Genomic DNA, 14768 nt, shown 5'->3' on the forward strand with positions numbered 1-14768 from the left:
GGACCTGATGGGCTGGAGCAACCCTCCGATCTCCTGGGGCGAGCTGGAGAAGCGGCTCTCCGGGCGGGTCGGCACGCCCCAGGACCCCGAGGCGCCGATCTCGACCCGCAAGCGCAGGCGCACCCGGGTCGACGTGGCGCGGCCCGACGGCCCGGTGACGCCGTACGCCGAGCTGCACTGCCACTCCAGCTTCAGCTTCCTCGACGGCGCCAGCGGCCCCGACCACCTGGTGCTCGAAGCGATCCGGCTCGGGCTGCACGGGCTCGCGATCACCGATCACGACGGGTTCTACGGGGCGCCGCTGTTCGCCGAGACGGCGAAGATGTACGGCGACCTGAGGACGGCCTACGGGGCCGAGCTCTCCCTCGGCCTGACCAGGCCGCAGAACGGCGTCGCCGACCCCGAGGGCGGCCACCTGCTGGTGCTGGCCCGGGGCGTCGAGGGCTACCACCGGCTGGCCGCCGCGATCACCGACGCCCAGCTGCGCGGCGACGAGAAGGGCCGGCCCGTCTACGACCTGGGCGAGCTCGCCGAGCGGGCCGGCGGCCGCCGCGACGGGCACTGGCTGGTGCTGACCGGCTGCCGCAAGGGCGCCGTACGCCGAGCCCTCCTCGAGCACGGGTCCGCGGCCGCGGCCGCCGAGCTGGACCGGCTCACCGCGCTCTTCGGCCACGGCAACGTCGTGGTGGAGCTGATCGACCACGGCTACCCCGCCGACTCCACCCACAACGACCTGCTCGCGGCGCTGGCGGCCGACCACGGGTTGCCGGTGGTGGCCACCAACAACGTCCACCACGCCCGGCCCGAGCAGCACCGGATCGCCGACGCGATGGCGGCGGTCCGGGCCCGACGCAGCCTCGCCGAGATGGACGGCTGGCTGCCGGCGTCCGGGATGGCCTGCCTGCGGTCGGGGGAGGAGATGGCGCGCCGGTTCGCCCGCTACCCCGGGGCGGTGGCACGCAGCGTCGAGCTCGCCGGCGAGGTGGCCTTCGACCTGCAGAAGGCCACCCCCCGGCTGCCCAAGGACGGCATCCCCGCCGGGCACACGCCGGCCACCTGGCTGCGCGAGCTGACCGAGCAGGGGTTCGCGCAGCGGTACGCCGGGGGACCGCTCGAGACGCAGGCCCGCGAGACCGTCGAGCACGAGCTGCGGATCATCGGCGAGAAGGACTTCGACGGCTACTTCGTGATCGTCCACGACATCGTGGCATTCGCGCGCTCGCGGGGGATCCTGTGCCAGGGCCGCGGATCCGCGGCCAGCTCGGCGGTCTGCTACGCGCTCGGTATCACCGCGATCGACCCGGTCTTCTACCGGCTGCCGTTCGAGCGGTTCATCTCCCAGCACCGCGACGAGGAGCCGGACATCGACGTCGACTTCGACTCCGACCGCCGCGAGGAGGTGATCCAGTGGGTCTACGACCGCTACGGCCGGCACAACGCCGCGCAGGTCGCGAACGTCGTCGGCTACCGGCCCAAGATGGCGGTCCGGGACGCGGCCAAGGCGCTGGGGCACTCCCCGGGCCAGCAGGACGCCTGGTCCAAGCAGGTCACGTCGTGGACGACGGTGGCCTCACGTGACGGCGGCGAGCACCCCGCTGATCTCGACGTACCCGCTCCCGTCGTCGAGCTCGCCAACGGCTTCCTGGGAGCCCCGCGCCACCTCGGCATCCACTCCGGCGGCATGGTGCTCACCGAGCGACCGATCGGCGAGGTCGTGCCGATCGAGCGGGCTCGCATGGACAAGCGCACCGTCCTGCAGTGGGACAAGGACGGCTGCGAGTTCATGGGACTGGTCAAGTTCGACCTGCTCGGGCTCGGAATGCTCAGCGCGCTCGACCACATGATGCGCATCGTCGAGCAGCACCTCGGCGAGCACTGGGAGCTCAGCACGATCCCCAAGGAGGAGCCGGCGGTCTACGACCTGCTCTGCCGGGCCGACTCGGTCGGGGTGTTCCAGGTCGAGAGCCGTGCCCAGATCGGCACGCTGCCGCGGCTGCGGCCCCGGGAGTTCTACGACCTCGCGATCGAGATCGCGCTGATCCGGCCCGGCCCCATCCAGGGCGGCGCGGTCCACCCCTACATCCGGCGGGCCACGGGACGTGAGGAGGTCGAGTACGCCCACCCGTTGCTGGTGCCGGTGCTCGAGCGCACCAAAGGGGTGCCGCTGTTCCAGGAGCAGCTGATGGACATGGCCCGGGTGCTCGGCGACTGCACCCGCGACGAGGCCGACCTGCTGCGGCGGGCGATGGGCTCCAAGCGCGGCATCGAGCGGATCGAGAGCATCAAGGACAAGCTCTACGCCGGGATGGCCCGCAAGGGGCTGGTCGGCGAGGAGGCCGACGCGATCTACCTCAAGATCCTGTCGTTCGCGAACCTCGGCTTCGCCGAGAGCCACGCGCTGTCGTTCGCCAAGCTCGTCTACGCCAGCTCCTGGTGCAAGCTGCACTACCCGGGGGCGTTCCTCGCCGCGCTGCTGCGGGCCCAGCCGATGGGGTTCTACTCCCCGCAGTCGCTGGTCCACGACTCCCGGCGGCACGGCGTCGAGGTGCGGCGTCCCGACCTGGTCCGCTCCGCGGCGAGCGCCGACCTGGAGCCGCTGGGCGACCAGCGGGGTGCGGGCGGGCCGGCCGGTCTGCCCGGGTGCCTGGCCGACCATCCGGAGCGGACCGAGTGGGTCACCGGCACGCCCGATCCCACCCCGGCGCACCGGCGGGACGAGGCGTACGCCGTACGCCTCGGGCTGGACGCGGTCCGCGGCATCAGCACCCCCGTCGCCGAGCGGATCGTCGCCGCCCGGGCCGAGCGCCCGTTCGCCGACCAGACCGACCTGTCCCGGCGGGCCGGCCTCGACGCCGGGCAGCTGGAGGCGCTGGCCACGGCCGGCGCCTTCGACGACGCGTTCCCCGGGGGCGGGCTGTCACGACGCCAGGCGCTGTGGAACGCCGGCTGGACCGAGGGCGAGGAGCACCTGGAGGGCATCCGGGTCGCGGGTCCGGCGCCGATGCTGCCCGAGATGGACGACGTCGAGGTCACCATGGCCGACCTGTGGGCCACCGGGATCACGCCCGAGCAGCACCCGTTCGGCCACCTGCGCGACCGGCTGCGGGCCGCGGGCATCAAGTCGGTGGCCGACACCGCGACCGCCGAGCCGGGGCGCCGGGTGCACGTCGCCGGCCTGGTCACCCACCGACAGCGGCCGGGCACCGCCGGTGGCGTCACGTTCCTCAACCTCGAGGACGAGACCGGGATGCTCAACGTGATCTGCACGGTCGGGGTGTGGCGGCGGCACCGCGCCACGGCTGCCAGCGCCGCCGGGATGGTGGTGCGCGGCATCCTCGAGCGCCAGGACGGCGTGACCAACCTGGTCGCCGACCGGCTCGCCCCGATCGAGGCGGTCCACCCCGAGGCCGGTCAGGCCCTGCGCTCCCGGCACCGCTCCCGCGACTTCCAGTGACCCCACCCCCCACCACGTTGATTCGGGACTCCGTACGCCGAGTCGGCGCGTCTTGCCCGCGTGGAGGGCTCGAGTCGGCGCGTCTTGCCCGCGGTGGGGGCTCGAGTCGGCGCGTCTTGCCCACTTCCTCCACAGTTGCCGGCCGCGAGGCGGGCATGATGCGCCGAGTCGGCGGTGCTGGGCGGGCATGATGCGCCGAGTCGGCGGTGCTGGGCGGGCATGATGCGCCGAGTCGGCGGTGCTGGGTGGGCATGATGCGCCGAGTCGGCGGTCCTGGGTGGGCATGATGCGCCGACTCGGCGATGGGGGGCGGGTGGGGCGTCGGTGGGAGGATGAGCCGGTGCCCCCGTCCGCCTTGCCCGCCGGTGACCCGGTGCCCGAGGACGGCTCGCTGCCGGAGAGCGCGCTGGAGCACGTGGGGGAGCGGGGCTTCGGGTTCTACGTGCACGTGCCGTTCTGCACGGTGCGGTGCGGCTACTGCGACTTCAACACCTACACCGCCGAGGAGCTGGGACCTGCCGGCGGGGCGCCCGGGGCGAGCCGGGCGACGTACGCCGAGGCCGCGATCGCCGAGGTGCGCCGGGCGCGGCAGGTGCTCGGCGACGTCGACCTACCGGTCGACACCGTGTTCTTCGGCGGCGGCACCCCCACCCTGCTCGGCCCCGCCGACCTGGGGGCGGTGCTGGCGGCGATCGGCGCGGAGTTCGGGCTGGCCGACGACGTCGAGGTCACGACCGAGGCGAACCCGGACAGCGTGGCCCGCTGGGACCTCGACCAGCTCCGGGCGGCCGGCTTCACCCGGCTCTCCTTCGGCATGCAGTCGGCGGTCGACCACGTGCTGCGGGTGCTGGACCGCACCCACGACCCGCTCCGGGTGCCCGCGGTCGTCGACTGGGCGCGCCAGGCGGGCTTCGAGCAGATCAGCCTGGACCTGATCTACGGCACCCCGGGTGAGTCCATCGCCGACTGGGAGGTCAGCGTCGAGGCGGCCCTGGCGTGCGGACCGGACCACCTGTCGGCGTACTCCCTGATCGTCGAGGACGGCACCGCCCTGGCCCGCCGGGTCAAGCGCGGCGAGCTGCCGATGCCGGACGAGGACGACCTCGCCGACAAGTACCTCCTGGTCGACGACCGCCTCGCGGCCGCCGGGCTGGAGTGGTACGAGGTGTCGAACTGGGCGCGCGGCCTCGACGACAACACCGCGAGCCGCTGCCGGCACAACCTGCTCTACTGGACCGGGGGCGACTGGTGGGGGGTCGGGCCGGGTGCCCACTCGCACGTCGGCGGCGTGCGGTGGTGGAACGTCAAGCACCCCGCGGCCTACGCGGACCGGATCGCCGCCGGCCGCAGCCCCGGGCACGCCCGCGAGGTCCTCGACGCCGAGAGCCGGCGGGTCGAGCGGGTGCTGCTCGAGCTCCGGCTGCGCGAGGGCGTGCCTCTCGAGGTCCTCGACCCGGTCGGCCGGGCGGCGGTTCCGGACCTGGTCGCACGCGGCCTGATCACCCAGCTGGAGAGCGGGTCGGGACACCGGTTGGTGCCGACCCGGCGCGGCCGGCTCCTCGCCGACGCGGTCATCCGCGATCTCCTGCCGTGAGGGTCCGCGCGGTCCTAGGGTGAGGCCATGACCACAGGCCCAGAGAACCCGGATCCCTCCCAGCAGCAACCGGGCCAGCCCGAAGGACAGTCGGCACCGCCGCCGTACGGCGCGCCGGCCCCGCCGCCCTACGGCCAGCCCAGCGGCTACCCGCCGCCGCCCGCCGGCGGCTACCCGCCGCCGCCCGCCGGCGCCGCACCGTACGGCGCCAGCCCGGCCGCGCCGTACGGCGTGCACCCGGTCACCGGCATCCCGTACTCCGACAAGTCCAAGCTGGTCGCCGGGCTGCTGCAGATCCTGATCCCGCTCGGCATCGGCCGGTTCTACATCGGGGACACCAAGACGGGTGTCTGGCAGGTGATCGTCACCGTGCTGACCTGTGGGATCGGCGCGCTGTGGCCGTTCATCGACGGGATCATCATGCTGGCCACCGACAGCGTCGACGCCCAGGGACGGCCGCTGCGCAGCTAGCTGCCCCGGCCGCTCATCCAGCCGAGACGGTGACGAAGTCGATCAGCTCCTCGACCCGGCCCAGCAGGGCCGGGTCGAGGTCGTTGTAGGACGACACCCGGCCGAGGATGTGCTGCCAGGCGCGGGCGATGTCGGCCTGGTCGCGATGCGGCCAGCCGAGGTGCTGGCACACGCCCCTCTTCCACTCGATGGACCGCGGCACGTCCGGCCAGCGGGTCAGGCCGAGGCGGTCGGGCTTGACCGCCGCCCAGACGTCGATGAACGGGTGGCCGACGATCAGCACGTGCCGCCCCACCGGCGAGGTGGCGACCGCGTGGGCGATCCGGCTCTCCTTCGAGCCCGGCACCAGGTGGTCGACCAGGACGCCGACCTTGCGGTCCGGCCCGGGTCCGAAGTCGCGCAGGTGCTCGGCGAGGTCGTCGACACCGTCGAGGTACTCGACCACGACGCCCTCGATCCGCAGGTCGTCGCCCCACACCTTCTCGACCAGCTCGGCGTCGTGGCGGCCCTCGACGAAGATCCGGCTGGCGCGGGCGACCCGGGCCTTGGCGCCGCGGACGGCGACCGAGCCGGACGCGGTGCGGGTCGGCCGGGCGGGCGCACCGCCGCGCACCGGCGGCACCAGGATCACCGGCCGGCCGTCGAGCAGGAACCCCGGCCCCAGGGGGAAGGTACGGCGCTTGCCGCGCCGGTCCTCCAGGGTGAGCGTGTCGAGGTCGCGGTCGACCGCCACGATCTCGCCGCACCAGTCCGTGGTGACCTCCTCGACCACCGCACCCAGCTCGGCGGGCGCCTCGACGGCGCGGCCGCGCCTGGGTGCGCGCCAGTCGGTGGCCAGCACGTCGGATCCGTAGCGGTCGTGGGTCACCTGCGCCACGCTAGGCGGCGCCGCCGACACCGTCGGGGAGGGCGCGCCGTCAGCCCGCGGAGTCGTCCCCGCGGTCGTCGCCGTGGTCGTCCCCTTGGTCGTCGCTGGCCACCTCGTCCGGCCCGTCGGACCCGTCGCCGTCGCTCTCGGAGGACTCCTCCGGGGTCTTGCCGCCCAGCACGTCGAGCTCCTCGGCCGACCTCGGGTCGTCCTCGTCGGTCAGCGGCTTGGCGAGCGGGTTGTCGTCGGTCGGCCGCAGGTCCTCGGGCAGTCGCTCGTCGGAGATCCCGGCCGGTTCGTCGTCGTGGGTGCTCATGGTGGAGACGTACCCGGCCTAGACGAGCGGCAACCGCTTCTGGCTGCGGGGGAGCTGCTCGTAGCCCCGGCGGACGGCGGCGGCCAGCTCCGCGCGCGGATAGGGCCACTCGGCCGCGTCGAGCGCCTGGTCGACCGGGACGCCGCGGCCGGCCAGGTCGCGGATGGTCTCGGCGACCACGCCGATCGCGTTGCGCTGCTCATCGACGAAGTCGCGGTCCACGGGCGCCCCGTGCCCGGGCACGACCACGGAGGCCGGCGTGGTCAGCGCGAGGACGACGTCGAGGCTCAGCGGCCAGTCGAAGGGGTAGCAGTCCTCGCCGAAGCCCGGCACACCCGCGCGCAGCGCCGACTCCTCGACCAGGTCGCCGGCCAGCAGCACGTCGGCGTCGGGGACCCGGACCACGAGGTCACCGGCGGTGTGCCCGCGTCCGGGGTGCACCAGCTCGACCATCCGGTCGCCGAGGTCGAGCACCCGTGCCGAGGAGAACGTCCGGTCGGCCGGCACGATCTCGGTGGCCCGGACCTCCTCGCGGTGCGGGTCGTCGGGATCCTCGTCGTACGCCGCCTTGATCCGCTCGCCGGCCGGGACGGTGCGCTCGGCCGCGGTCTCGTGGGCGTGGATCGGCAGGTCGCCGTACGCCGCGCGGAGCACGCCGTTGCCGAACGTGTGGTCGAAGTGCTCGTGGGTGTTCGCGACGGCGACCACGTCGCCGGCCCCGAGCCGGCGGATGTCCTCGACCACCGTCCGCGCGGCCGTCGCGGACGCGTGCGTGTCGACGACGAGGAGCCCGGAGTCGCCGCCCACCAGGGTCACGTTGACGTCGAACCACTCGTAGCGCGCGACCCAGACCCGGTCCGCGACCTCCCTGAATGCCACCGGCCCACCCTAGGCGGTGGGGGTGCCGGCCCGAGGACAGGGCGCGCGCCACGACGGACGACGACGGCTCGCCTAGTAGGCTTGGCACTCAGGACTTTCGAGTGCCAGCCCCGGACGACCGGCAGGGTGGCCCGACACGAGGAGGTGAGGCGGGTGCAGGAGGAGCGCAGGCTCGCCGTCCTCCGCGCGATCGTGGAGGACTACGTCGCCACCGAGGAGCCGGTCGGCTCCAAGGCCCTCGTCGAGCGGCACGGCCTGGGGGTGTCCCCGGCGACGGTCCGCAACGACATGGCGGCCCTGGAGGACGAGGGCTACATCACCCAGCCCCACACGAGCGCCGGCCGGGTCCCGACCGACAAGGGCTACCGCCTGTTCGTGGACCGGCTGAGCACCATCAAGCCGATGAGCTCGGCGGAGAAGCGGGCGATCGCCACCATCCTCGACGGCGCGATCGACCTCGACGACGTCGTCCAGCGCTCGGTGCGGCTGCTGGCCCAGCTGACCCGCCAGGTCGCCGTGGTGCAGTACCCCACGCTGTCGCGCTCGACGGTGCGCCACATCGAGCTGGTGGCCCTGACCCCGACCCGACTGCTGGTGGTGCTGATCCTCAGCACCGGGCGGGTCGAGCAGCGCCTCGTCGACCTGGCCGCCGAGCTGGGGGACGACGAGGTGGCCGACCTGCGCAGCGTGGTCAACCGTGCCGCGCTCGGCGAGATCATCGCCGATGCCGCGACCGCGCTGCGTGCGCTGGTGCCGGCCGAGGACGCCGCCGCCACCGGAGCGGTCGTCGACGTCCTGGTCGAGGCGATGTCCGACCACCGCTCCGACGAGCGGATCGCGGTCGGCGGCGCCGCGAACCTGGCCCGCTTCGGCGACAGCTTCGACTCAGCGGTCCGGCCGCTGCTCGAGGCGCTCGAGGAGCACGTGGTGCTGCTCAAGCTGCTCGGTGAGGCGACGGCCGGCGAGGTCCTCACCGTCCGGATCGGCCACGAGGGCCCCTACCAGGAGCTCTCCTCGACCAGCGTGGTCGCGACCGGCTACGGGCCCGGCGACGAGGCGTTCGCGCGCCTCGGGATCGTCGGCCCCACCCGCATGGACTACCCGGGCTCGATGGCGGCGGTCCGTGCGGTGGCGCGCTACGTGTCGCGGCTCCTCGACGAGGGCTAGCCCGCCGCCCCAGACAACAGCGAGATCACAGAAGGAACCACGTTGAGCCAGGACCTGTACGAGCTTCTCGGTGTCGGCCGCGATGCGGACGCCGACGCCATCAAGAAGGCCTACCGGCGACTGGCCCGCCAGTACCACCCCGACGTCAACCCCGACCCGGACGCGCAGGAGCGCTTCAAGGAGATCTCGCTCGCCTACGAGGTGCTCTCCGACCCGCAGAAGCGCGCGCACTACGACCGCGGCGGCGACCCGTTCGGCGGCGCCGGCGGCTTCGGCCAGGGCGCGGGCTTCTCGTTCACCGACATCATGGACGCGTTCTTCGGCGGCGGTGCGGCCACCGGCGCGGGCCGGGGGCCGCGGCCGCGGGAGCGGCGCGGCCAGGACGCGCTCATCCGCCTGGAGGTCGAGCTCGCCGAGGCGGCCTTCGGCGTGACCCGGGAGATCAAGGTCGACACCGCGGTGCGGTGCAGCACCTGCCACGGCGAGGGTACGGCGGCCGGCACCCACCCGATCCCGTGCGAGACCTGCCACGGTGCCGGCGAGGTGGCGCACGTGCAGCGGTCCTTCCTCGGCGAGATCCGCACGCTGCGGCCCTGCCCCGCGTGCCGCGGGTTCGGCACGATCATCCCCGAGCCCTGCCGCGAGTGCTCCGGGGACGGCCGGGTGCGCTCCCGCCGTACCCTCACCGTCAAGATCCCGGCCGGCGTCGACAACGGCACCCGCGTCCAGCTGTCCGGCGAGGGCGAGGTCGGTCCCGGCGGCGGCCCCGCCGGCGACCTGTACGTCGAGATCCACACCGCGCCCCACGAGACCTTCACCCGCCACGGCAACGACCTGCACTGCACGGTGACCCTGCCGATGACCGCGGGGGCCCTCGGCACCACGCTCACGCTGCCCACCCTGGAGGCGGACGTGGTGACCGGCGCTGACAGCGGGGGAGACACCGACTCGGGGGTGGAGACGTCGTTCGACCTCGACATCCGGCCCGGTACCCAGTCCGGCACCGAGCAGGTGCTGCGCGGCCGGGGCGTCCCGGGTCTGCGCGGCGGGCGCGGCGACCTCATCGTGACCGTGGTCGTCGAGACGCCGACCCGGCTGGACCCCCGCCAGGAGGAGCTGCTGCGCGAGCTGGCCGTGATCCGCGGCGAGGAGGCGCCGACCGGCCAGGTGCGCCCGGGCGCCAAGTCGGTCTTCGGCCGGCTCCGCGACGCGTTCAACGCCCACTGAGCGGCGCCGCCATGTCGCTGCCGGTCCACGTGGTGCCGAGCCTCGAGGGCGCGGCCGCCGGCGCGGAGGTCACGGTCGAGGGCGACGAGGCCCACCACGCGGTGGCGGTGCGGCGGCTGCGTGTGGGCGAGCAGGTGGTGCTCACCGACGGGGGCGGTACGTCGGTCGTCGGGACGGTGTCCGCCACCGGCAAGCGGGTGTTCACGGTCACCGTCGAGTCGGTGCGGTCCCACCCCGAGCCGGAGCCCGCGGTCGTGGTCGTGCAGGCGCTCCCGAAGGGTGACCGGGGCGAGCTCGCCGTCGAGGTGCTGACCGAGATCGGGGTGGCCGAGGTCGTGCCGTGGGCCGCCGCGCGCAGCGTCGCCGTGTGGAAGGGGGAGCGGGCCGCGCGGTCCCTGGCCCGCTGGCGCGCCACCGCCCGGGAGGCCGCCAAGCAGTCCCGCCGCGCGTGGTTCCCGGTGGTCGCCCCGCTCGCGACCACCGCCGACGTGGTCGGCCTGGTCGGTGCCGCGGACCTGGCCGTGGTCCTCCACGAGGACGCGACCGAGCCGGTCACCGCCCTCGCCGTACCTGCCGCGGGGCGGGTCGTGGTCGTGGTCGGCCCCGAGGGCGGCCTCACCGAGGACGAGGTCGCTGCCCTCGTGGACGCCGGCGCGGTGTCCGTGCGGCTGGGCGCCGAGGTGCTGCGTACGTCGACCGCCGGCGTCGCCGCCGTGGCCGCGCTGCTCTCCCGCACCCCGCGCTGGGGCTGAGCCGCCCGGCGCCCCCGGGAGGTCATCCGGACGGTGTTACCGCTTGCTCCGTCCGTAGGACCTCCCGCGCACGCCGTCACCCCACGGTGATCGTCTTGGTGTCCTCGGTCGGGCCGTGGCCCTCGCCGCCGGACGGGTCGTCGGTCATCGCCGCGAACGTGTAGGTGCCGGGCGCGAGGTCGGAGACGTCGACCTCGGTCTCCCACGGGTAGAGCTTGTCCATCCAGCCCTCGGCCGTCGCGAAGCCCTTCGCCGCCACCGTGCCGTCCTCGGCCCGGACCTCCCACGGCGTGGTCGCCTCGAACGAGCTGGAGACCCCGCTCGCGGTGAACGTGCCGCTCACCGTCGCGCCCTCCTCGGGGCTGGTGACGTTGACCAGCGCGCGGACGTCGAGCTCGGGCTCGTCGGCCAGCTCGCCGCCGAGGCCGAACAGGTCGGCCGGCGCGCCGTCGAGCTGGATCGCGACCGCGGAGCGCGCCTGGGCGACGCCCTGGAGGGTGTAGACCAGCTGCTGCGCGGCGAGCCGGGCGTCGTCCTGCGACATCCCGTCCGGCGCGGTGGTCCAGCTCTCGTCGGGCAGCTCCACGACCATCGGGTCCGCGTCGACCTGCACGCTCGCGAAGGAGCCGCCCGGGTAGAGCGTGCGGTAGTCGGGGTCGAGGGCGTCGCCGGAGGTCATCAGCGCCAGCGCGCCGGACGCCGGGTCGTCGGCCGGGACCTGCCGGAACTCGCGGAACAGCCGCGGCCCCTGCGGGGTGTCGCCGACGAAGTAGACCGGCACGGCCACCGTCTCGGCCGCGCTCTCGGAGGGCTCCGATAGCTCCGGGCTCTCGGCGCGCCCCTGGGTCGAGCCGCTCGCGGGCGTCGGGTCCTCGGCGGTCCGGTCGCTCCCGCACGCGGCGAGCGCGCCCAGGCAGATGGCGGCGGACAGCAGGACGGCGAAGCGGGTGCGGACGCTCATGGTTCCATCCTCTCGGTCGGGGGCGCTCAGCGGACGATGATCGTGCGCGTGTCGACCGCCGGGTGCGATCCCTCGGCGCCGCCGGACGGGTCGTCCTCGCGCACCACGAACGTGTAGGAGCCGTCCGGCAGGCCGGTCAGGTCGATCTCGGCCTGCCACGGGTAGAGCTTGTCCGTCCAGCCGGCGGCGGTGGCGAACCCGTCGCGTACGACGGTGCCGGACTCGTCCTGGAGCTCCCAGTGCACGGTGGCCTCGAAGGAGTTCGCGCGACCGCGCGCGGTGAACGAGCCGTGGTAGCCCTGGCCCTCGGCGGGGTCGCTGATGCTGACCAGGTTCAGTACGTCGTTCTGGGGCCGGGAGTCGATCGGCGCGCCGACGGCCTCGCCGTCGCGCACGAACTGGACCGGAGCCTGGGTGTGCAGCGTGCCCTGCAGGGTGTAGACGACCTGCTGGTCGACGAGGTCGCCCGCCGGGTGGTCGAGGTCGGGTGCCGCGTCGCCGAGCTCGACCTCGATCACGCCGTCGGCCAGCCGGGCGCTCTCGAAGGAGCCCTGCGGCCAGGGCGACTCGTAGTCGGGGTCCAGTGCGGGACGCTGCAGCCGCTCCAGGGCGGCCGCGGCGGGGTCGTCGCCGACGACCGGGTCGAACTCCCGGAACAGCCGCCAGCCGTCGGCCGTCTCGCCGAGGTAGTACGCCGGCACCAGCACGGTCTCGGTCCCGTGGTCCGGGTGCGCCGGGCCCCCGTCGGGGGCGGGCCGGTCGCCGCCGAGGACCGCGAACGCGGCGACCGCGGCGGCCGTGGCGAGCGCGACGCCGCCCGCGGTGTAGAGCCACGGCCGGGCGGCCCGGGCCGGTGCGTGCGCCGTGCGCGCCCGGATCGCGTCGATCCGGTCGGCGGGCTCGATGTCGTCGACAGCGCCGCGGAGCAGGTGGCCCAGGTCGGGCAGCGGGGTGTTCACAGATCCTCCTGGAGCAGGGCGCGCAGCGCGGCGGCGCCGCGCGAGGCGTGGCTCTTTACCGCACCCCGGCTGATGCCGAGCGTGTCGGCGATCTCCGCCTCGGACAGCTCGAGGTAGTAGCGCAGCGCGAGCACCTCGCGCTGCCGGTCGGGGAGAACGCGCAGGGCCTCGAGCACCGCCTCGCGCCGGTCGGTGTCCGGGGTCGGGTCCGGGGTGTCGACCGCGCGCACCGACGCCGCGTGCCGGTTGACGACCGCGCGGTGCCGCAGCGCGGACCGCGACCGGTTGACGACCGCCTGGCGCAGGTAGGCGAGGGCGTTCTCGGGGTCGCGCAGCCGCGACCACCGCCCGTGCACGGCGACGAAGGCGTCCTGCACGATCTCCTCGGCCAGGCCCTGGTCGCGCACGAGCAGCACCGAGAGCCGCACCAGCTGGCGCCAGTGCGCAGCGTAGAGCTGCTCGAGCGCCTCGTCCGCGGTCCAGACGGGCCGATCCATCACCGCACTCACGCTAGTGGCACGCTCGGGACCAGGATCCGGTTTACCCTCGCACCCAGGAGGATTCGTGGAGGACTGCCTGTTCTGCAAGATCGTCGCGGGGGACATCCCCGGCGAGGTCGTGCACACCACCGAGCGGACCGTCGCGTTCCGTGACATCGACCCGAAGGCGCCGACCCACGTGCTGGTCGTGCCCCGGGACCACTACGCGAACGCGGCGGAGCTGGCCGCGGCCGACCCGCAGGCCACGGCGGAGCTGGTGACGACGGCCGCGGCCGTCGCGGCCGCCGAGGGGTACGCCGACTACCGCATCGTGTTCAACACCGGCGCCGAGGCCGGCCAGAGCGTCTTCCACACCCACCTGCACCTGCTCGCCGGCCGGCCGCTGACCTGGCCGCCTGGATGAGCCGGATCCGGGCCCGTGGCCGGCTCGGGCTGCTCCTGGCCGTCCTCGCCCTGGTGCTGCCTCTGGCCGCGTGCGTCTCGACCGACGCCGACCGACGGACCGGAGCACCGCAGGAGCTCCCGGCACCGCCGGACCCGCCGGCCGTCGGGGGCGACCGGCTGGCCGACGTACCGCCCGGCACGCAGCTGCCGCTGCGGCCCGGCGAGCGCCGGATGACCCTCACCATGCCCGCGGACTACACCCCCTCTGCGCCCTCCGGAGCCGGGACCGACGACTACCGCTGCTTCCTGCTCGACCCCGGCCTGGACCGGGACGTGTGGCTCACCGGCAGCAACGTGCTGCCCGGCAACCCCCAGGTCGTGCACCACGTGATCCTGTTCCGGGTCCCGCCGGAGAAGGTCGCCGAGGCGGAGCGGCTCGACGCCGGCGCGCCGGGCGAGGGCTGGACCTGCTTCGGAGGCACCCGCATCTCGGGCGACTTCACCAACGTCGACGATGCCTCGTGGCTGGCCGCCTGGGCACCCGGCGGGGACGAGACCAAGGTGCGCGACGGGTACGGCGTCCGCCTCGACGCGGGGTCCCGGATCGTGATGCAGGTGCACTACAACCTGCTCCAGGGTGCGGCCCCGGACACGTCCGGCACCCGGCTGCGCTGGATGCCGGCGAGCCGCGACCTGACCGCGCTGCACACCTACCTCACCCCGGCGCCGGTCGAGATGCCGTGCCGGCCCGACCACGACGACTCGCCGCTGTGCGACCGGGACGCGGCCGTGGCGGACGTGCTGGCGCGCTTCGGCGCCGCCGGCAACACCAACAGCCTGCTGCACCTGCTCTGCGGCACCGAGGCGCGTGCCTCCCGCACGGCCTCGTGCACCCGCTTCGTGGACCGGCCGATGACCGTCCTCGGCGTCGCCGGCCACATGCACCTGCTGGGTCGCTCGCTGCGCATCGAGGTGAATCCCGACACCCCCGCGGCGCGGACCGTCCTGGACATCCCGATCTGGGACTTCGACGACCAGCAGGTCCACCCGATCCGCCCGGTGCACCTCGACCCCGGCGACACCGTGCGGATCACCTGCCGCCACGTGCAGTGGCTGCGCGACGTCCTGCCGGCGTTCGCGAGCAGTCGCGAGGACCGCTACGTGATCTGGGCCGAGGGGTCGACCGACGAGATGTGCCTGGGCATGCTGCAGGTCGCGTTCGACGGGAGGTGAGCC

Annotated in this window: 14 protein-coding genes; 8 read left to right on the forward strand and 6 right to left on the reverse strand. The window is 74.3% G+C overall.

Going from position 1 to position 14768, the window contains the following annotated elements; genetic code table 11:
* The first annotated feature begins 7 nt into the window (after positions 1-7).
* The 3 genes from QMC84_RS08040 to QMC84_RS08050 all read left to right on the forward strand — a co-directional run bounded on the left by QMC84_RS08040 (position 8) and on the right by QMC84_RS08050 (position 5519).
* Complete coding sequence (locus QMC84_RS08040; RefSeq protein WP_300373641.1) at positions 8-3454, forward strand: error-prone DNA polymerase; 3447 nt, start codon at positions 8-10, stop codon at positions 3452-3454.
* A gap of 286 nt (positions 3455-3740) precedes the next feature.
* The gene (gene hemW / locus QMC84_RS08045) at positions 3741-5048 is read left to right on the forward strand and encodes a radical SAM family heme chaperone HemW (protein ID WP_300373643.1); all 1308 of its coding nucleotides are present in this window, start codon (positions 3741-3743) and stop codon (positions 5046-5048) included.
* A gap of 27 nt (positions 5049-5075) precedes the next feature.
* On the forward strand, positions 5076-5519 hold the full coding sequence (locus QMC84_RS08050; RefSeq protein WP_300373645.1) for a TM2 domain-containing protein: 444 nt from the start codon (positions 5076-5078) through the stop codon (positions 5517-5519).
* 13 nt (positions 5520-5532) lie between these two features.
* Here QMC84_RS08050 and QMC84_RS08055 read toward each other — a convergent pair whose 3' ends face one another.
* Genes QMC84_RS08055 through QMC84_RS08065 form a run of 3 tightly spaced genes read right to left on the reverse strand, consistent with a single transcriptional unit; the run spans position 5533 to position 7582 of the window.
* On the reverse strand, positions 5533-6396 hold the full coding sequence (locus QMC84_RS08055; RefSeq protein WP_300373647.1) for a DUF3097 domain-containing protein: 864 nt from the start codon (positions 6394-6396) through the stop codon (positions 5533-5535).
* A 40-nt stretch (positions 6397-6436) separates the two neighbouring features.
* Positions 6437-6703 (reverse strand): hypothetical protein, encoded by a 267-nt coding sequence (locus tag QMC84_RS08060; RefSeq protein ID WP_300373649.1) that lies wholly within the window; start codon positions 6701-6703, stop codon positions 6437-6439.
* A gap of 18 nt (positions 6704-6721) precedes the next feature.
* Positions 6722-7582, reverse strand: coding sequence for an MBL fold metallo-hydrolase (locus QMC84_RS08065; protein WP_300373651.1), 861 nt, complete (start codon positions 7580-7582; stop codon positions 6722-6724).
* Positions 7583-7735: 153 nt separating this feature from the next.
* Here QMC84_RS08065 and hrcA point away from each other — a divergent pair, with 153 nt between their 5' ends.
* Genes hrcA through QMC84_RS08080 form a run of 3 tightly spaced genes read left to right on the forward strand, consistent with a single transcriptional unit; the run spans position 7736 to position 10728 of the window.
* Positions 7736-8749, forward strand: coding sequence for a heat-inducible transcriptional repressor HrcA (hrcA, locus tag QMC84_RS08070; RefSeq protein ID WP_300373653.1), 1014 nt, complete (start codon positions 7736-7738; stop codon positions 8747-8749).
* A 42-nt stretch (positions 8750-8791) separates the two neighbouring features.
* The gene (gene dnaJ, locus QMC84_RS08075) at positions 8792-9976 is read left to right on the forward strand and encodes a molecular chaperone DnaJ (protein ID WP_300373655.1); all 1185 of its coding nucleotides are present in this window, start codon (positions 8792-8794) and stop codon (positions 9974-9976) included.
* Between the two features lie 11 nt (positions 9977-9987).
* Complete coding sequence (locus QMC84_RS08080) at positions 9988-10728, forward strand: 16S rRNA (uracil(1498)-N(3))-methyltransferase (RefSeq protein ID WP_300373657.1); 741 nt, start codon at positions 9988-9990, stop codon at positions 10726-10728.
* Between the two features lie 76 nt (positions 10729-10804).
* Here QMC84_RS08080 and QMC84_RS08085 read toward each other — a convergent pair whose 3' ends face one another.
* Genes QMC84_RS08085 through QMC84_RS08095 form a run of 3 tightly spaced genes read right to left on the reverse strand, consistent with a single transcriptional unit; the run spans position 10805 to position 13145 of the window.
* Positions 10805-11689 (reverse strand): Gmad2 immunoglobulin-like domain-containing protein, encoded by an 885-nt coding sequence (locus tag QMC84_RS08085; protein WP_300373659.1) that lies wholly within the window; start codon positions 11687-11689, stop codon positions 10805-10807.
* A 26-nt stretch (positions 11690-11715) separates the two neighbouring features.
* The gene (locus tag QMC84_RS08090; RefSeq protein ID WP_300373661.1) at positions 11716-12648 is read right to left on the reverse strand and encodes a Gmad2 immunoglobulin-like domain-containing protein; all 933 of its coding nucleotides are present in this window, start codon (positions 12646-12648) and stop codon (positions 11716-11718) included.
* Positions 12645-13145 carry a SigE family RNA polymerase sigma factor gene (locus QMC84_RS08095; RefSeq protein WP_300373816.1) on the reverse strand — a complete coding sequence of 167 codons (501 nt, stop codon included), beginning with the start codon at positions 13143-13145 and terminating at the stop codon, positions 12645-12647. Before QMC84_RS08095 ends, QMC84_RS08090 begins: the two co-directional genes overlap by 4 nt.
* A gap of 67 nt (positions 13146-13212) precedes the next feature.
* On the opposite strand from QMC84_RS08095, the gene QMC84_RS08100 reads away from it, so the two are divergent.
* Together QMC84_RS08100 and QMC84_RS08105 are read left to right on the forward strand one after the other, a co-directional pair.
* Positions 13213-13551 carry an HIT domain-containing protein gene (locus QMC84_RS08100; protein WP_300373663.1) on the forward strand — a complete coding sequence of 113 codons (339 nt, stop codon included), beginning with the start codon at positions 13213-13215 and terminating at the stop codon, positions 13549-13551.
* On the forward strand, positions 13548-14765 hold the full coding sequence (locus QMC84_RS08105; protein ID WP_300373665.1) for a hypothetical protein: 1218 nt from the start codon (positions 13548-13550) through the stop codon (positions 14763-14765). The genes QMC84_RS08100 and QMC84_RS08105 overlap by 4 nt, the downstream gene beginning before the upstream one ends.
* Positions 14766-14768: the final 3 nt, after the last annotated feature.

The organism is Nocardioides sp., from assembly GCF_030019515.1.
In the GTDB taxonomy this organism is placed as follows: Bacteria; Actinomycetota; Actinomycetes; order Propionibacteriales; family Nocardioidaceae; genus Nocardioides.